The organism is Mesorhizobium sp. M0296, from assembly GCF_040321675.1.
In the GTDB taxonomy this organism is placed as follows: domain Bacteria; phylum Pseudomonadota; class Alphaproteobacteria; order Rhizobiales; family Rhizobiaceae; genus Mesorhizobium.
In genome coordinates this window covers 164,643-182,500 of sequence record NZ_JAMYRZ010000001.1, presented here as the reverse complement: position 1 = coordinate 182,500, position 17,858 = coordinate 164,643, and the positions used below count along the sequence as shown (strand labels likewise).

Below are 17,858 nucleotides of genomic sequence, written 5' to 3'. Positions count from 1 at the left end.
CTATGACGTCAAGATCGTCCCGGAAAACGTCTCGGTGTCGCCGCGTGCCGCCATCGACGACCAGGCGCCGGCTTTCGCCGAGGAAATCATCCCCTTCACCAAGGATCTCGACATTGCCGAGGCCTTCGCTGATTCGGGCTATACCGGCGAGGATGCCACCGGAATGGCCGAGGCGATCGCCAAATTGCTGAATGCCACGGCCCTCAAGGCAGGAACCGTGCTGCGCGTTGGGCTCGAGGTCCATGGCGACGCCGCCAAGATCGTTCGCACCAGCGTGTACGACAGGACCCAGCACATCGTCACCATCGCGCTCGACGACCACGACCAGTACGTGCCGGCGCAGGAGCCGGAGCCAAATCCCGAATTGCTGACGGCGTTCGACGATTCGCCTGCGCCCGTGGTGCGCGGCAATCTGCCGAACGTCTATGACGGCATCTACCGCACCGCCTATTCCTACGGCATGTCCAAGGCGATGACGCAACGACTGATCAAGTTGCTGGCATCCAGTGTCGACTTTCAGTCGCGCCTCAATCCCACGGACCGCATCGAAGTGCTGTTCTCGCAACCCGATGGCGACGACCAGGCGTCTGACGAATCCGAGCTGCTTTACGTCTCCGCGACTTTCGGCGGCACGACGCGAAATTTCTACCGTTTCCAGATGCAGGACGGCAGCACTGACTACTTCGACGAAAATGGTAGCAGCGCCGAGCAGTTTCTGCTGCGCAATCCGTTGCCCAATGGCCGATTTACGTCAGGGTTCGGTGCCAGGCGCCACCCCATTTTGGGGTATGTGAAAATGCATACCGGCACCGACTGGGCAGCTCCCGTGGGATCGCCGATCATTGCCGCGGGCAATGGCGTCGTCGAAAAAGCCGGCTGGGCCGGTGGCTATGGCAAGCAGATCATCTTGCGTCACGCCAATGGCTACGAGACGTCCTACAATCACCAGAGCGCCTTTGCCAAAGGCATCGAGCCGGGTGTTCGCGTTCGCCAGGGTCAGGTTATCGGCTATCTCGGCTCAACCGGCCTCTCCACCGGTCCGCATCTTCATTACGAACTGATCGTCAACGGCACAAAGGTCGATTCGATGCGCGTCCGCCTACCGGTCGGCAAGACGCTCAAGGGCGACGACTTTGTCGCCTTCAAGCGCGAGCGCGAACGCATCGACGACCTGCTCAAGCAGGAAGACGGCAATCAGTTGAAGGTCGCGAGCGCCAAGATCGAAGGCTGAGCCGACGTTTTTTCGTCGTCAGCCGTGCTGATTCGCCGTGTCGCGCGCCCATGGCAGCCGCTCGCCGGAAACCGTCGTCCACGCGGCGATTGCCGAAAGCAGGCAAAGCACCGCGGTCACCGCGGCAACGGCGGCGAATGCCGCGTCGCTGGCGGCAAGTCGTGCCGCATCGAGGCCGGGCGCCAGGCCGGCTGGCGGCGGTTCGCCGAAACCCGGAATGCCGGGGCCGGCAGCGGTGCCGAGCACGCCAGCATAGACCCAGGCCGCCAGCGATCCCATCGCCGCCACGGCAATCAGGCCGCCGATGCGCGAGACGGCGTTGTTGATGCCCGAGGCCGCACCCGTATCCTTGTCCTCGACCGCCGTCATGACGGCGGTCGACAGCGGCGATACCACCAGCGCCATGCCGAACCCCATCAGAGCCATCAGCGGGAATACCCCGATCCAGAAATTGTGGATGCCCCGATAGGCCAGCAAGGCAAGTCCGGCAAAGGCAAGAGCCACAACCAGACCGCCGCTGGCGATCGGAAAGCGAGGCCCGATGCGGTCGGACCACTGGCCGACCGGTCCGGACAACACTGCGATCAATGCCGACAGCGGCAAGAAGATGAAACCGACCTCGGCGGCGCTCAGCCCCCATCCGGCGATCATGAGCATCGGCAGATAGAACAGATTGGCCGACAGCGCGAAATAAAGGAAGAAGGTCGCCACATTGGCGCCCGCGAACGCGCCGATCCGAAACAACGACAGATCGATCATCGGCTCGCGCCGCCGGCCCTCGAAGACGATGAACACGACGAGCAAAACCGCACCGGCGGCAATACTCGGGCCGGACATCAGCCCCTCCCCGTCGCCACTGATCGAGGTCAGACCGTAAGCGAGAGCTCCGAACGCCAATATGGCGAGTGCAGCGCCGCCGAGATCGAGGCTGCGCTTTTCCACCGGCGCGTCGGCAGGGACCTTGGCCAGCAGAAGATAGACCGAGATAAGGCCGAGCGGCAGATTGATGGCGAAGATCGCCCGCCAGATGCCGTCGCCGAACGCCGACAGCACGAAGCCGCCCAGCACCGGGCCGAGCGCCGTCGTCAGTGCTGATGCTGCGGCCCAGATGCCGATCGCCCGGCCGCGTTCCTTTTTCGGATAGGCTTTGGCGATAATGGCCAGGCTGCCCGGCACCATGATGGCCGCTCCGACACCCTGGATAGCCCGAAACGCAATAAGCACCGCCGGGTCAGGCGCCAGCGCGCAGGCAAGCGAGGCGGCAATGAACAGGACGATGCCGGCGACGAAGGAGTGGCGCAGGCCGAAGCGATCACCGGCGGCGCCGCCGACGAGAATGAGGGCTGAGAGTGTCAATGCGTAGGCATTGGAAATCCATTGTGCCTCGGCGAGGCTGGCGCCGAGGTCGACGCGGATCGCCGGCGTCGCAATGGCCAGGACCGACCCGTCGATGAAGCCGAGTGCAGAAGCCAGGATCGCGGCGATCAGCACGAACCGCCGCTGCGCCTGCGGACAGAACGTATCGGCGGGAAGTGAGCCGGTCAGGAGAACGGCGCCGGTACCGACTTTGGTTGGCGTGTGCATGCCGCCTTACCTAGATCGCCGGCGCGCCGCCGACAACCGGCCAGCAGGCTGTTCTCGTTGAAACCAGGCCGAACCTGGCCACACAGGCAGGATCACGCCGCTCAGGGTGCAAACGGCAAGTGCCGTGCTAAGCTTCTCGCAGCGCTACAGCAGGCGCAACACGGCTGATTGCAAAATCCGACCGGCGGCTTGCCACGCTGAACCTCTGCTTCCTCGGCTTCATCGCCTTGCTGCCGTTCTCGACCGACCTTCTCGCCGACTTCCTCGAATTCAGGACTGCGGTGCTCGTCTACTGGTTCAATCTTTTGATGCTCGGACTGACGCTGCTCGCCAGTTGGCGCTACGCGGACAAAAACGGATTTCTGGCCGAAGGTGTCGACGCGGAGACCACCCGAACGGTCTATCTGCGCATCGTCAAGGCACAAATCCTGTGGGCCGTCGGCGCTGCACTCCTGCCTGATCAGCCCGTTGCTCAGCGTCGGCTTCATCCTGGTGGTGCAGCTGATCTATGCCGCAGCGCTGCGCGCGCCACTGCTGCGCAAGGTCATCGGGTGATTCGGGCGCAGGCGTTGCGCTTTAGTCGACGAACTCCACGATAACGCCGGGCGTCACGATCTTGGCAAGCTCGCGCGCGTCCCAATTGGTCAGCCGCACGCAGCCATGGCTTTCGGTCTTGCCGATCTTGGACGGATCCGGCGTGCCGTGAATGCCGTAGGTCGGCTTGTCCAGCGCAATCCAGACCGAGCCGACCGGGCCGTTCGGCCCCGGCGGGATGGTCAGGATCCTGTCGTTTTCGCCCTGCTTGAAATTGATGTTCGGGTTGTAGGTGTAGTTCGGGTCCAATGCGACACGCGACACCGCATGCGTGCCGGACGGCGACGGCGTGTCGGACGAGCCGATAGTCGCCGGATAGGCTGCGACCAGCTTGCCCGCCGCATCATAGGCGCGGACCTGCTTATTGGACTTGTCGGCGATGATGCGCGCCACCGGCATCGCCACCAGCCTGCCGAAATTGGCGACCTTGATGATGGTGCCCGGACGATTGAAATTGGCGTCCGGATTGAGCTTGTTCAGATAGGTTTCATCCATATGGAAGCGCTCGGCCAGCGCTTCGGGTACCGACGTGTAGCCCATCCGATCGAGCTGCGCCTTTTGGCTGTAGTCCTCCGGTATCGAGGCGACATAGGGACCGGCCGCATCCTCGGGCGTGATCGTATAGGAGGCGAAGGCATCGCCGCCGGATTGCGCCAGGGCCGCCTGGATGCCGATTGCGTCGGTCGATTTCAGATTGCTGCCGGTGATCTCATTATAGGCGGCGAGCGCCTTGTCGACATTCGAGCCGAAGCGTCCGTCGATGACGCCGGGCGATGCACCGGCACGGTCGAGCAGCACCTGCAGTGCCGCCACGTCCTCGCGGGCGCCGAGCGCAAGCGACGGGTCGACCGCCGTCTTGCCGCCAGTGCTTGGCGGGGGGGCTGTGTCTGGCGGTAAGGCCGCCTGCTCGTTCGGCACCGTCGGCTCGACCGGCTCGATCGAGGCCTCGTTGAGCGGCTGGCGCTCGATGGTGCGCGGCTTTACCGGCTGCGCTGCCTCCGGATAACCGTTGCCGTAGCCGTCATCCCGTGGCGCTTCGGGGAAGGCTTCCACCGAATTGTCGCCATAGGGGTCGTACTCGTCAGCCGGCGGTATGATGACCCTGCCCTCGTCTTCCATCTGCCTGCGGCGGAACCGCGCCGTGTCCTCAGGGTCGTCGAGATGATAGGGGTCGTCCTCGACCGGTCCGAGGTTGCGCAAGCGCTCGCGGCGCAAGGCGCGGCGGTCGAGCCTGGTCTGCGGCGGCTGGATGGCGATGACCTTGCCGGTCTCCGCATCGACGATGACGCGGTTTCCCCTGGCATCGTAGTAGATATCGAGATTGCCGTTCTGGGCGACAAGAATGCCGCCGCCATTGGCGGCACGAACCACCCGTGGCGCGGTATCCACTATTGGCGAGGCCATCGCATTCGACGCCAGCAGCCCGGCAGCAAGCGCTGAAAGGGTGAAGATGGTGCGCAACATGATGGCCAAATTCTCCGGTCCGTAATTGCCGCCGCCGGCATTGTCTCTTCAAAGCGCCGCGCGTCTTTTTCGACGCGCAAAGGACGCTCTAACGCTTTAAATCTCCGCATCGTGCTTTGCGAAAATCAAAACTCGATTTCGGGCCGATGTGGTAGGCGAACCCCTTCGCCAGCAAATCAGTTGCCAACGATAAGGTTCCAATATGAACCGGGCATGAAGATGGCGGATTTCTGACCGATTAACCGGCAGCGAGTCCCAATTCCTTGCGCGCCTGCTTCGTCAGCTTCAGCACGACAAGACGGTGGCTTTCGCGCAGGTAATCCTTCAGCGCGCCATCATCCATGCTTTCGCCGGTCTGGCGCTGGATCCATTTCATGCCGCGTGAGGCAAGATAGGGCGCGGGCCGAAGGCCCGGCTGCTCCCTCAGCACGTCATAGGCGATGTCGGAGCATTTGAAGGTAACGAACGGCTCCTTGCCCTCACTCCAGCCGCCGATCGCGAAGACCTTGCCGCCGACCTTCCAAACATGGGCGCCGCCCCACTGCACGACATGGGTCGCCGAAGGCAGTGAGGCGCAGAAGCTGTTATAGTCGTCCAATGTCATCTGCGCCCCGCCAGTGATGTTGGACCATGAACCGAAGGCCGGCGTAACAAAAGGGTATGCCGGTTTTTCGGAAAGGATCATGGTCGAGATTGAAGATAGGGATTCCATCCCGATTCGATCGGGATGGAACAGGCTCTTGGCTTGAGCTCAGGCGGCCGCTTCGGTTGCCACGACTGCCGGCTTCGAGCGGAAGTTCAAGCGGTCGGACCCAGCGGTGACCTTGACGGTCGAGCCGTCGAGGATCTCGCCGAGCAGGATCTTTTCCGCCAGCGGGTCCTGCAATTCCTTCTGCATCACCCGCTTCAGCGGCCGCGCGCCATAGGCAGGGTCATAGCCCTTGGCCGCCAGCCAATCGATCGCCTCCTGATCGAGCGAAAGCGCGATCTTGCGGTCGACAAGCAGGTTTTCCAGGCGCTTGAGCTGGATCTCGACGATACGACCCATATCCTGCCGGCGCAGCCGGTGGAACAGGATTACCTCGTCGATGCGGTTGAGGAATTCCGGCCGGAACGAAGCCCTGACGACATTCATCACCTCGTCGCGCACGACGTCGACATCCTGGTCCTCGCCGAGATTGACCAGATATTCGCCGCCGAGGTTCGATGTCATGATGATCAGCGTGTTGCGGAAATCGACCGTGCGGCCCTGCCCATCGGTCAGCCGGCCGTCGTCCAGCACCTGCAGCAGCACGTTGAAGACATCAGGATGCGCCTTCTCGATCTCGTCGAACAGCACGACCTGATAGGGCCGCCGCCGTATCGCTTCGGTCAGCGCGCCGCCTTCCTCGTAGCCGACATAGCCGGGAGGCGCGCCGATCAGCCGGGCGACCGAATGCTTCTCCATGAACTCCGACATGTCGATGCGCACCATCGCGCTCTCGTCGTCGAACAGGAAGCTGGCCAGCGCCTTCGTCAGTTCGGTCTTGCCGACGCCCGTCGGCCCGAGGAACATGAACGAGCCGAGCGGCCGGTTCGGGTCCTGCAGGCCGGCGCGCGCACGGCGCACGGCTTTTGACACCGCCTGCACCGCCTCGCCCTGGCCGACGACGCGCTTGCCGACCTCGTCTTCCATGCGCAACAGCTTGTCGCGCTCGCCTTCCAGCATCTTGTCGACCGGGATCCCCGTCCAGCGCGACACAATATGGGCGACGTGATCGGGACCGACCACTTCCTCGACCATGCCGGCCTTGCCGTCCCTGGCTTCAGCCTGCTTCAGCTGTTTTTCGAGTTCCGGGATCTTGCCGTAAGCAAGTTCGCCGGCGCGCTGGAATTCGCCCTTGCGCTGGGCAATGGCAAGTTCGTTGCGCGCCTCGTCGAGCTGCTTCTTGAGGTCGGCGGCAAGCCCGAGCTTCTGCTTCTCGGCCTGCCATTTCGAGGTCAGCTCGGTCGATTCCTCCTCGAGGTTCGAGAGTTCCTTCTCAAGCCGGGCGAGCCGGTCCTTCGAGGCATCGTCCTTCTCGACCTTCAGCGCCTCGCGCTCGATCTTGAGCTGCATGATGCGGCGGTCGATCTCGTCCAGCGCCTCGGGCTTCGAATCGACCTGCATGCGGAGCCGCGACGCGGCCTCGTCGACCAGGTCGATCGCCTTGTCCGGCAGGAAGCGGTCAGCGATGTAGCGGTTTGACAGTGTAGCGGCCGCGACCAGTGCCGAATCCGAGATGCGCACCTTGTGGTGCTGCTCGTATTTCTCTTTCAGGCCGCGCAGGATCGAGACAGTGTCTTCGACCGTCGGCTCATTGACGAAGACCGGCTGGAAGCGGCGGGCAAGGGCCGCATCCTTCTCGACGTGCTTGCGGTATTCGTCGAGCGTGGTTGCGCCGACACAATGCAGTTCGCCGCGGGCGAGCGCCGGCTTCAGCAGGTTCGACGCATCCATGGCGCCATCCGCCTTGCCGGCACCGACAAGCGTGTGCATCTCGTCGATGAACAGAATGATGCCGCCGGCGGCAGACGTGACTTCGGAAAGCACCGCCTTCAGCCGCTCCTCGAACTCGCCGCGGTATTTGGCGCCGGCGATCAGCGACCCCATGTCGAGCGCCATCAGCTGCTTGTCCTTGAGCGATTCCGGCACATCGCCATTGACGATGCGCAGCGCCAGCCCTTCGGCGATCGCCGTCTTGCCGACGCCGGGTTCGCCGATCAGCACTGGGTTGTTCTTGGTGCGGCGCGACAGCACCTGGATGGTGCGGCGGATTTCGTCGTCGCGGCCGATGACCGGATCGAGTTTGCCCGCGCGGGCGTCCGCCGTCAGGTCGCGCGCGTATTTCTTCAGCGCGTCGTAGCCCTGCTCGGCGCTCGCCGAATCGGCAGTGCGACCTTTGCGTACGTCGTTGATGACCTGGTTCAGCGCCTGCGGCGTGACACCCGCCTTGGACAGGATGTCGGCGGTCTTGGCCGATTTTTCCATGGCCAGCGCCTGCAATAGCCGTTCGACGGTAACGAAGCTGTCACTGGCCTTCTTGGCCAGTTCCTCGGCGGTCGAAAACACCTTTGCCAGCGGCTGCGCCAGATAGAGCTGGCCATTGCCGCCCTCGACCTTGGGCATTGCCTCCAGTGCCGTTTCGACGCCGAGCTTGACGTCACGGACATTGCCGCCGGCGCGCTCGATCAGCGACGCAGCCAGGCCCTCGTCGTCATCGACAAGGACCTTGAGGATATGCTCGGGAGTGAATTGCTGGTGGCTGCGGGAGAGCGCCATGGTTTGCGCGGACTGGATAAAGCCGCGTACGCGCTCGGAATATTTTTCAAGATTCATGCCTGTCTCCTTCCGTCACCGGCCCGCTTCGCGGCACCGGATCAGATTGCGGTGACGGACCCGCCCGTTCGAGCCGGATCCTGTTCAGGCAAGATATGGGACGCAAACCACGGACCCTCAAGACGCCTCGACACTGGCGAACGCATAATATTCCGAGCGCGCAAAACAAAAACGGCGGAGATTTCTCTCCGCCGCCTAGGGTACGCTAAGATCGCCTGAACGTTTCTTCGATCAATTCTCGACGTCGGCAATAATAGGTTGACCGCCAGCGTCTTCAGTCGGCGCCGCATCGACATTGCCAGTCTCGGCACTGTCAGGGCCGGCATTGTCGTTGCCGCCATTCGCCTGTTCGACATCGAGGCGCGGGCGACGCGGACGCCTGGGGCGGCGTGCCGGGCTGTTTTCCGCCGCGGCTTCGTTGAGCTCGGCCTGGGCGGCGAGACCCGCTGGCGAAAGGTTTTCGAATTGCGGTGCGGGCTCGCTCACAAAGACCGGCTCAGCGGCCGGCACGGGCTCCGCCTGCGCCGGCGTCTCGTCGCGCCGTGGCTGTTCGAGGCGTTGGCCACCCTGCTGCTCGCCGCGCGCGCCATACTCGCCGCGCTGGCCGTTCTGGCCGTAACCGCCATTGGGGCGACGGTCGCGGTGGCGTCCGCCATTGTTGTCGCGGCCGTCACGGTTGTCGCGGCCGCCCCGATTGTCGCGGCTGTTTTCCTGGTTCAGCGCCAGCTCGGCCGGCGTGCCATCGATGACCGGCTGCGGGCCGGCCCCGTGATTGGCCGAAGCCGATGCCTCGTTGGCATTGTTGTTGCCGGCATTGTCGAACTCGTCGCGATCCTCGTCGCCGTCATCGTCGAAATCGTCGCGATTCTGCTGGGCGTTCTGGATCGGCATCTGCGCCTGAGCGGCTGCGATGATGCGGTTATAGTGCTCTGCATGCTGGAGATAGTTTTCCGCCATCACCCGGTCGCCGGAGCTTTGCGCGTCACGGGCAAGGGTTGCGTACTTCTCGGCAATCTGCTGAGCCGATCCGCGGATCTTCACGTCCGGGCCGTTGCTCTCATAGTTACGCGTCAGGGGATTTGGCCCCTTACGATTGTTGTTGTTATTGTTGTTGCCGCCGCCGCCACTGTTGTTGCGACCGCGCATGCGCCTGTTTTGCTGTTGTGGCCTCATTAGACTCTCTTCACTTTGAAATTTTCGAAAAACTCTTCACGAACGGAGGCGCTCATGCGGCCAGCCGTTTCGTTCCTTCACCGGCGTTCGCCCGCATCAATTGCGTTGGCGCCACGTGCCATCCTGTTCCGGTTACTTCACTTGCCGGACGATTCCCGCACGAAGCTTGGGCGTCGTTTGCGCAAGAAGGCAGCTATTTCCAAGGAAAACCGAATCGCTAAGAGCACTGCCTGCTTCGTCTCATCCGGTTAACGCGACCCTAGCCGCATTCCCCGGTATTGCCAAGCGCTTTTTTCGCACTGCATCACGGCTTCCACCGTTCGAACACAAGAACTCTGTCGTTTCCGCCGAGATCACGAAACACCCCGACCGAACGGTACCCGGCCGCGGAGAATATCTCCGTAACCTGTTGGTGCTGCGTATGGCCGATCTCGACCGCAATCCTGCCTTGGAGTTCCAAATACGCTGCCGCTCCCGCGGCGATCTTCCTGTAGGGGCTCAGACCGTCCACGCCGCCATCGAGGGCCTGGCGTGGATCGAAACCGCGGACCTCGTCCTGCAGATTTCCAATGTCGTCTGAGGGTATATAGGGAGGGTTTGCGACAATTACATGGTACCGGCCAGAAACTTTTTCAAACCAGTCGGATTTGAGTGGCGTGAACCGGCCGGCGAGCCCCAATTCCCCGGCATTACGCATGGCTGTGGCCAGCGCCTCCTGCGAAATGTCAACGCCGGTGGCGGTCGCGGCCGGAACGGCGCTGAGCAGCGCCAGCGCGATGGCACCGGTACCGGTCCCTAGATCGAGGATGCGGCAGTCGCCCTCGCTTGCCGCCATTGCCTTGACGAAGGGCAGTATAGCCTCGACCAGCGTTTCGGTATCCGGCCGCGGCTCCAGCGTTTGCGGCGAAAGCGACAGGCGCAAGCCGTAGAATTCGCGATAACCGAGGATGCGGTGCACCGGTTCGCCGGCGATGCGCCGCCGCAAGGCGGCTTCGATTACCGCCGTCACGTCCGCATCGACAGCGCGCCCGGGATCGGCGATGGCCTGCGTGCGACTGGTGCCGGAAAAATGCTCGACGATCAGCCTGGCATCGAGCGCCGGATCCGCGATCCCGGCTGCGGTGAGCCGGTTTCGCGCCTCCCGCAGCAGCGGCGCCAGCGTGGCGGGCAGGCTGTCAGCCATCGATGCCGATATCGGCGAGCAGCTTCGACTGGTGATCGGCGATCAGCGCGTCGATGATCCCGTCGAGTTCGCCCATCATCACCCGGTCGAGCTTATAGAGCGTCAGGTTGATACGATGATCGGTGACGCGACCCTGCGGAAAATTATAGGTGCGGATGCGTTCCGAGCGGTCGCCCGAGCCGACCTGCGACTTGCGCGATTCGGAACGTTCCTCGTCCGCCTTGCTGCGCTCGAGGTCGTAGAGCCTGGCGCGCAGGATCTGCATGGCCTTCGCCCGGTTCTGGTGCTGCGACTTTTCCGCCTGCACCACCATAATGCCGGTCGGCAGATGGGTGATGCGCACGGCCGAATCGGTGGTGTTGACGTGCTGGCCGCCGGAACCCGAGGCGCGCATCGTGTCAATGCGGATGTCATCGGCCCTGATGTCGATGTCGACCTCTTCGGCTTCCGGCAGCACCGCGACCGTCGCCGCCGAGGTATGAATGCGTCCGCCCGCTTCGGTCGTCGGCACGCGCTGCACCCGGTGCACGCCGGATTCGAACTTCAGATGGGCAAAGACGCCCTTGCCCGAAACGGTGGCGATGATTTCCTTGTAGCCGCCGACCTCACCCTCGCTGGCCGACACCGTCTCGAAACGCCAGCCATGCGCCGCGGCATAGCGCTCGTACATGCGAAACAGGTCGCCGGCGAAAAGGGCCGCCTCGTCGCCGCCGGTGCCGGCGCGGATCTCGAGGATGGCGTTCTTGTCGTCGGCGGCATCCTTGGGCAACAGCAGGATTTGGATGTCCTTCTGCAGCGCCTCGATGTGATGCTTGACCCCTGGCAGGTCGGCCTCGGCCAAGGCCCGCATCTCGGCGTCGGTGCCCTTGTCGGCGAGCATCGCCTCCAGATCGGCCTGTTCGCGCTCGGCGGCGCGCAGCGCCCTGATCTTTGCCACCATCTCCTGGATGTCGGCATATTCGGAGGCCATCCTGACATAGGCGTCCGGCGCTGGCCCGGCCGACATCTGCGCTTCGAGCATGTCGAAACGCTTGACGACTTGATCCATACGGTCGCGGGGCAGGTTGATCATGGCGAAGTCTATAGCGGTATAGAGCGGTCGTCGGCAAAGGCTTGCAGCAGCGCCCGCATCGGCAGGCCATGCGCCGGCGCCATCAGATTGTCGTCGAAGAACGCTTCCAACTCGCTGAGCGGCAGTTCCGTCAGCATCGCCTTGACCGGGCCGATCGATGCCGGCGACATCGAGATCGAGCGGTAGCCAAGGCCGATCAGCGCCATCGCCGAGATCGGCTTGCCGGCAAGTTCGCCGCACAAGGTCACCGGCGTCTGGTTGCGAGCCCCGGCATCGGCAATTTGCTTCAAAACACGCAGGAACGGCGTCGACAGCGGGTCGAAGCGGTCGGACAATTGGGTGTTGCCGCGGTCCACCGCCATGACGAACTGGAACAGGTCGTTCGAGCCGACCGAGACGAAATCGACCGCCTTCATCAACTCGTCGAGCTGGAACAGCAGCGACGGCACCTCCAGCATCGCCCCCACCTTGAGGCTGGTCGGCAAATGATGGGCAAAGCGCGACAAATGCCGGACCTCGCGGTCGATGATCTCGCGCGCCTGCGCGATCTCGCCGAGTTCCGTCACCATTGGCAGCATCAGTTTCAGTTCGCGTCCGCCGCACGCCTTGAGCAGCGCGCGGATCTGGGTGCGCAGCAATCCTGGCCGGTCGAGCGTCAGGCGGATGGCCCGCCAGCCGAGAGCCGGATTTTCCTCCTGGATCGAGCCCTTGAAATAGGGCAGCACCTTGTCGCCGCCAATATCGATGGTGCGGAACGTCACCGGCTTGTCGCGCGCCGCCTCGAGCACGTCACGGTACAAGCGCTCCTGGGCTTCCGCGCGCGGAAAGGTCGAGGCGACCATGAATTGCAGCTCGGTGCGGAACAGGCCGATGCCGGCCGCGCCCGCTTCGGCCAGTTGCGGCAGGTCGACCGCCAGCCCGGCATTCATCAGAAGGTCGACCTGGACACCGTCCTTGGTCACCGACGGCTTCTTGCGCAGCTCGCGGTAGACCTCCTGCCGGCGCGCCCGGAAACGCACTTTCTCGGCATAGGCCGCCTCGAGGTCGGGCTGCGGGCGCAGATGGATCGCGCCTTCCTCGCCGTCGACGATGATGGCATCGCCGTTTTCCGCCATGGAAACGGCGCCCTTCATCTGGCCGGCGACCGGTATGCCCATGGCCCGCGCCACGATGACGACATGGCTGGTCGCGGCGCCGTCCTCCAGCACCAGCCCGCGCAGCTTGTCTCTGGGATAATCGAGCAGCTCCGCAGCACCCATCGAGCGGGCGACGATGATGGCGTCCTTGGGCAGCGAGGCCGCGACGTCCTCCGGTCCGCGCCCCATCAGCTGCCGCAGCAGCCGATTGGCGAGATCGTCGAAATCGCTCATCCGTTCGCGCAGATATGGATCGGTCATGTGCAGCATGCGGGCACGCATGTCGCTCTGCACCTTTTCGACCGCCGCTTCGGCGGTCAGGCCGTTGCGGATCGCCTCCTCGAGCCGGCGCACCCAGCCGCGGTCGTTGGCGAACATGCGATAGGCTTCGAGCACCTGGCGATGCTCGCCCTCGAAGGCGACGTCGCGGCGCTCCAGCATGTCGTCGATGGAGAGCCTGAGCGAGCCGAGCGACGCGTCGAGCCGCCTGACCTCTTCCTCGCTGTCCTCGTTGAAAAGATTGGTGACGACGATGCGCGGCTCGTGCAGCACCACATGGCCGAGACCGACGCCTTCGTTGAAGGATAGGCCGGTAAAGCTTACCGGGCGGCGCAGATCGAGCTCGAGGCCGGGCCTTGTCAGCCGCTCCAGATCACCGGTGGCGATCATCTCGGCGATCACCATCGCCGTTGTTTCCAGCGCCTCGACCTCGTCGTCGCGATAATGGCGCATGGTCTTGTTCTGCACGACCAGGACGCCGAGTGTCCGCCCTGCCCGCAGCACCGGCACGCCGAGGAAGGAATTATAGATTTCTTCCCCTGTCTCCGGCAGGTAGGCGAAGGCAGGATGCTCCTGTGCATTGGAGAGGTTGAGCGGCCGCGCCGAGGCCGCGATCGTGCCGACCAGGCCTTGGCCCAGCCTGAGCTGCGCCAGGTGGACGGCGTTCGGGTTCAGGCCTTCGGTGGCGTAGAGTTCGAGCACCGAATCGGCGCGCAGCACATAGAGCGAGCAGACCTCGGCAACCATGTTGGAGGCGATGTCGCGCACGATTCGGTCAAGCCGCTCCTGCGGCTCCAGCGGCTCTTGCATGAGCTCGCGGAGCCGTTTCAGCAAAACGCGCGGGCCACTGGCCGAATCACGCATCGCGGCTTCTTCCTCCAATAGCATTTCAACCGGTGCAGGTTGCCCTGCACAGCGGCACAAACGCAACAACTCAATTAGAGCGCCGTGCGTCCAATTGGACGCATAAAGGCCGCTCCAAGGCTTTCGATCCGGCCTTTCCGAAAATTGCCGCCGATTTTCGGGCCGATGCAGCCTGCTACTGCTTATCCAGACCGTAGACGGAATGCAAAGTGCGAACTGCTAGTTCCGTATAGGGACCGTCGATCAGGATCGAAATCTTGATTTCGGACGTTGTGATGGCGCGGATGTTGATCGCGCGGTCGGCCAGCGCCTTGAAGGCGGTGGCGGCGACGCCGGCATGGCTGCGCATGCCGATGCCGATGACCGAGACCTTCGACATGCCGGCTTCCGACTGCACCACGTCGTAGCCGATCGTCGCCTTCAGCCGCTCGAGCACGGCGAGCGCCTTGTCGACGTCGCCGGATGGCACGGTGAAGGTCATGTCAGTGAACTTGCCGTCCTCGGAGATATTCTGGACGATCATGTCGACATTGATGTTGGCCTCGGCCAGCGGCCCGAAAATGCCGGCGGCGACGCCCGGCCGATCGCCGACGCGGCGCAACGAAATCTGCGCCTCGTCCTTGGCGTAGGCAATTCCGGTGACGACCTGCTGTTCCACGATCTCTTCCTCGTCGCAAATAAGCGTTCCCGGCGGATTAAGCAAATCCCCCATTCCTGGTGCGTCGGGATCGTCGAAGGACGACCGCACGAAAGTACGCACCCTGTGCACCATGGCAAGCTCGACCGAGCGCACCTGCAGGACCTTGGCGCCGAGCGAGGCCATTTCGAGCATTTCCTCGAACGAAATCTTGGCCAGCCGCCGTGCCTTCGGCTCGATGCGCGGATCGGTCGTGTAGACCCCGTCGACGTCGGTGTAGATATCGCAGCGGTCGGCCTTGACTGCTGCCGCGATGGCGACAGCGCTGGTATCGGAACCGCCGCGGCCGAGCGTTGCGATCCGGTTGTCCGGCCCGATGCCTTGGAAACCGGCGACCACCGCCACCTGGCCTTCGCCGAAGCGCTTGATCAGGAATCCGCCGTCGATATCGAGAATGCGCGCCGCGCCATGCGCGTTGTCGGTCTTGATCGGGATCTGCCAGCCTTGCCAGGAGCGGGCATGCACGCCGATATTCTGCAGGGCGATCGCCAGCAAGCCGGCGGTGACCTGCTCGCCGGACGCGACCACGGCGTCATATTCGCGCGCATCGTGCATCGGCGAGGCCTCGCGCGTCCATTGCACGAGCTCGTTGGTCTTGCCGGACATCGCCGAGACCACGACGGCGACCTCATGGCCGGCGTCGACCTCGCGTTTGACATGACGCGCCACATTGCGGATGCGGGCGATGTCGGCGACGGAGGTTCCGCCGAATTTCATCACGATGCGCGCCATAGAAGCGAAATGCCTTTGACTGGATGCCGGACCGAAGGCCGAAAAGCGGAAAAATGCGCCAAGCTGTGGCCGGGCGCTCGATGCGCGGCCTCCTTAGCCAAATGATCGCGGTTTCGCAAGGCGGTGAGGATTCCGTCGCCTTGCCCCGTCCATCAACCAGATTTCAAGCCACGCTCTTGGTGAGTTTCGGCTTTTGCTGCTCGACACGGGCGAGACCCGCTCCGGCGATGACGCGGTCACGGCCCTCAGCCTTTGCCTGATACAAAGCGCGATCCGCGGCATTGACGATCTCCGCCCATGAGGCGCCGAGCTCCGGGAAGGCGGCGACCCCGAACGACGCGGTGATGGTGCCGAGCGTGCGGCCGCGATGCGTGACATGCAGCTGCTTGATCGCCTTTCGCAGAGCTTCGGCGCGATCGGCGCCATCGGCCAGTGACGTTCCCGGCATCATCAAGGCAAATTCCTCGCCGCCGTAGCGCGAAACCACGTCGCTTTCCCTGACATGGTCGACCAGCGTGGCGGCCACCTGCTTGAGGACGAGATCCCCAGCTTCATGGCCGAAAGTGTCGTTGAACTGCTTGAAATGATCGACGTCGAGCATGATCAACGTCAGCGGCTGCTCGGCACGTTCCAGGCGCCTGAGCTCGCGGCTGCTGGTCTCCTCGAGGTAGCGGCGATTGTAGAGCCCGGTGTTAGGATCCCGGATCGACTGCTGACGCAACGTTTCGCGCAGACGCAGATTGGCAAGCGCCAACGCCAGCGTATCGACGACGCCGCGCAGGATCTGCTGCCGTTCGGCAAGCCACTCCGGCTTGTCAACGGCATTCGGCTCGCACAGATGCAGGATGCCAAGTGTCTCTCCCTGCGCTGCTAGAGGCATACAGACATAACCGCGGCCGCCATTTTCGGTGATGTGGTTGCAGCGCGGCGTCAGCATGCCTGGACCGGCGACATGCTCCTGGCCGCGCCGCAGCGCCCAACAATCTTCCGGTCCGAACTGGCCGACGCTCGAGCGGACCGTGCCCCAATGCGCCATCTCCTCCACGAGGTTGCGCGACGCGCTGGTCAGGTGAACGGTTCCGCTCAATCCGCCGAAGAAATCGGGCATGGCGGAGCCGACGACGGAAAATGCCTCGTGAAAAGTGACGCAAGCCTGAAGCAGTTCGCCGAGCTTGACCAGGCGGGTGGTGGCCTCCGATGTCTCTTTCAGTTCACGATTGAGCCTCGCCAGTTCTTCGGCACGATCGTGCACCGCCCGCTCGGCACTGCGCAGGTCGCTGATGTCGCTGAGCGTCAGCACGATGCCGCCATCGGCGCGGTTGAGCGGATTGCAGCTGACGACCACGGGCAAGGAGGTCCCATCCGGTTTTGCCAGCCTCACCTCATTCTGGTGGCGGCGGCCGGTGGTCATGGCCAGTTCGACCGGAGATGTTCCCGACGCGGGCTTATCTCCCGACGGCCCCCTGATATCCAGGGCCGACTGCCAGTCCTGCCCCACGACCTTGTCGCTGCGCCGCCCGATGATCTCGGCTGCCGCCGGATTGACGGACACGACCTGACCCTTGCCGTCGATGACGGCGATGCCTTCGGCAACGGTCTGGACGATGTCTTCGATGTAGGCCTTCTGATCGACAAGTTGAGCGCGCGAGGCTTCGATTTCGGAGGCCATAGTGTCGAACCCTTGCGCCAACTGTCCGAACTCGTCATCGGAGGTGCGGCCGATACGGGCCCCGGCGTCGCCGCGCGCCAGCGATTCGATGCCGCGGTTGAGACCAGCAAGGCCTTTACTGAAGCCTCGCAACAACAGGAAGGCGGAGGCCGCCGCGATCAGCACGGCTGCAGCGGTACACAGGCCCACAAGCCACAGCATATCGTTCGTGCGCTGCTGCGCGGCACGCAGCAGCGGCGTATACTCGAACAGGACGGCGCCGACGATCTTGCCGGGTGCATCCTCGATCGGCACCGCAATCAGGTCAATCGGATCGGCCACGTCGGCACTGGCCTCGACGAAGTTGCGCGGCACGCCGTCGTCAATCGTCCGGGCGATTTCATTGCCGGGATCGTAGTCGAACGTCGTGCCGATATTTTGCTCTTCTCCCGGAACGTCGGCGAAAATAACCTTGTTTTTGTCTACGATGACGAGATCGCGCTTCGAGCGGCCGTGCTGCAAAGTCACGAATTCGCGGAGCGCATCGGGTCTCTCGAATAATGAACGCGGCGCGTCCGAGGCCCTGAAGGCAATAGTTTCGGCCAACTGCCGTGCGACGCTTGTCGCCTCGGCCAGCGCCACGGATTTGGTCAGCGATATCTGCGAGACGATCGCAACGCCGCCGACCAGGCCGATCAAGGCCACGGCGCTGAACAATGTCGCGACTATCTGGGTTCTTATGCGCACCGGGCTGCCCCTACTCGGACAGCAATCTAAATGCCAAACACTGACCCAACGTTAAGAAACCGCCAATATCGTAAATTTGCCGTTAAGCCACACCGG

Annotated in this window: 12 protein-coding genes (1 of these 12 only partly in view); 2 read left to right on the top strand and 10 right to left on the bottom strand. The window is 63.5% G+C overall.

All coding sequences use genetic code 11. The features are described 5' to 3' along the window. Positions 1–1,231, top strand: partial view of a M23 family metallopeptidase gene (locus NKI97_RS00925; RefSeq protein ID WP_352832208.1) — the 3' portion only. It extends 728 nt beyond the left edge of the window; 1,231 of the gene's 1,959 nt are visible here — the last part of the coding sequence; the start codon falls outside the window, past its left edge; it ends in the stop codon at positions 1,229–1,231. An 18-nt stretch (positions 1,232–1,249) separates the two neighbouring features. Here the strand turns inward: NKI97_RS00925 and NKI97_RS00920 are convergent, their stop codons facing one another. Continuing rightward, positions 1,250–2,815, bottom strand: a complete 1,566-nt coding sequence (locus NKI97_RS00920) for an MFS transporter (protein WP_352832205.1) — start codon at positions 2,813–2,815, stop codon at positions 1,250–1,252. Positions 2,816–3,042: 227 nt separating this feature from the next. On the opposite strand from NKI97_RS00920, the gene NKI97_RS00915 reads away from it, so the two are divergent. After that, positions 3,043–3,414 (top strand): TMEM175 family protein, encoded by a 372-nt coding sequence (locus NKI97_RS00915; protein ID WP_352832202.1) that lies wholly within the window; start codon positions 3,043–3,045, stop codon positions 3,412–3,414. Here NKI97_RS00915 and NKI97_RS00910 read toward each other — a convergent pair. From NKI97_RS00910 to NKI97_RS00870, 9 genes are all read right to left on the bottom strand, one after another. Beyond that, complete coding sequence (locus NKI97_RS00910) at positions 3,392–4,873, bottom strand: L,D-transpeptidase family protein (protein ID WP_352832200.1); 1,482 nt, start codon at positions 4,871–4,873, stop codon at positions 3,392–3,394. The genes NKI97_RS00915 and NKI97_RS00910 overlap by 23 nt on opposite strands. Before the next feature lie 238 nt (positions 4,874–5,111). Then, positions 5,112–5,477, bottom strand: a complete 366-nt coding sequence (locus tag NKI97_RS00905) for an MmcQ/YjbR family DNA-binding protein (RefSeq protein WP_352456638.1) — start codon at positions 5,475–5,477, stop codon at positions 5,112–5,114. Positions 5,478–5,624: 147 nt separating this feature from the next. After that, positions 5,625–8,231: an ATP-dependent chaperone ClpB gene (gene clpB / locus NKI97_RS00900; RefSeq protein WP_352832197.1), complete on the bottom strand. Its 2,607-nt coding sequence runs from the start codon at positions 8,229–8,231 to the stop codon at positions 5,625–5,627. Between the two features lie 231 nt (positions 8,232–8,462). Continuing rightward, the gene (locus tag NKI97_RS00895) at positions 8,463–9,377 is read right to left on the bottom strand and encodes a DUF4167 domain-containing protein (RefSeq protein WP_352832194.1); all 915 of its coding nucleotides are present in this window, start codon (positions 9,375–9,377) and stop codon (positions 8,463–8,465) included. Between the two features lie 331 nt (positions 9,378–9,708). Then, positions 9,709–10,587, bottom strand: a complete 879-nt coding sequence (gene prmC, locus NKI97_RS00890; protein WP_352503220.1) for a peptide chain release factor N(5)-glutamine methyltransferase — start codon at positions 10,585–10,587, stop codon at positions 9,709–9,711. After that, positions 10,580–11,659, bottom strand: coding sequence for a peptide chain release factor 1 (gene prfA / locus NKI97_RS00885; protein WP_352832192.1), 1,080 nt, complete (start codon positions 11,657–11,659; stop codon positions 10,580–10,582). Before prfA ends, prmC begins: the two co-directional genes overlap by 8 nt. Positions 11,660–11,667: 8 nt before the next feature. After that, the gene (gene ptsP, locus NKI97_RS00880) at positions 11,668–13,938 is read right to left on the bottom strand and encodes a phosphoenolpyruvate--protein phosphotransferase (protein WP_352453081.1); all 2,271 of its coding nucleotides are present in this window, start codon (positions 13,936–13,938) and stop codon (positions 11,668–11,670) included. Positions 13,939–14,113: 175 nt separating this feature from the next. Next, the gene (locus NKI97_RS00875; protein ID WP_352471486.1) at positions 14,114–15,367 is read right to left on the bottom strand and encodes an aspartate kinase; all 1,254 of its coding nucleotides are present in this window, start codon (positions 15,365–15,367) and stop codon (positions 14,114–14,116) included. Between the two features lie 163 nt (positions 15,368–15,530). Beyond that, positions 15,531–17,762 (bottom strand): sensor domain-containing diguanylate cyclase, encoded by a 2,232-nt coding sequence (locus NKI97_RS00870; protein ID WP_352832189.1) that lies wholly within the window; start codon positions 17,760–17,762, stop codon positions 15,531–15,533. Positions 17,763–17,858 lie beyond the last annotated feature (96 nt).

Bases quoted from the DNA above. Each gene is read 5' to 3' on its own strand.
- NKI97_RS00920 (WP_352832205.1), bottom strand. From the start codon at position 2,815: ATGCACACGCCAACCAAAGTCGGTACCGGCGCCGTTCTCCTGACCGGC.
- NKI97_RS00910 (WP_352832200.1), bottom strand. From the start codon at position 4,873: ATGTTGCGCACCATCTTCACCCTTTCAGCGCTTGCTGCCGGGCTGCTG.
- NKI97_RS00905 (WP_352456638.1), bottom strand. From the start codon at position 5,477: ATGACATTGGACGACTATAACAGCTTCTGCGCCTCACTGCCTTCGGCG.
- clpB (WP_352832197.1), bottom strand. From the start codon at position 8,231: ATGAATCTTGAAAAATATTCCGAGCGCGTACGCGGCTTTATCCAGTCC.
- NKI97_RS00895 (WP_352832194.1), bottom strand. From the start codon at position 9,377: ATGCGCGGTCGCAACAACAGTGGCGGCGGCGGCAACAACAATAACAAC.
- prmC (WP_352503220.1), bottom strand. From the start codon at position 10,587: ATGGCTGACAGCCTGCCCGCCACGCTGGCGCCGCTGCTGCGGGAGGCG.
- prfA (WP_352832192.1), bottom strand. From the start codon at position 11,659: ATGATCAACCTGCCCCGCGACCGTATGGATCAAGTCGTCAAGCGTTTC.
- ptsP (WP_352453081.1), bottom strand. From the start codon at position 13,938: ATGCGTGATTCGGCCAGTGGCCCGCGCGTTTTGCTGAAACGGCTCCGC.
- NKI97_RS00875 (WP_352471486.1), bottom strand. From the start codon at position 15,367: ATGGCGCGCATCGTGATGAAATTCGGCGGAACCTCCGTCGCCGACATC.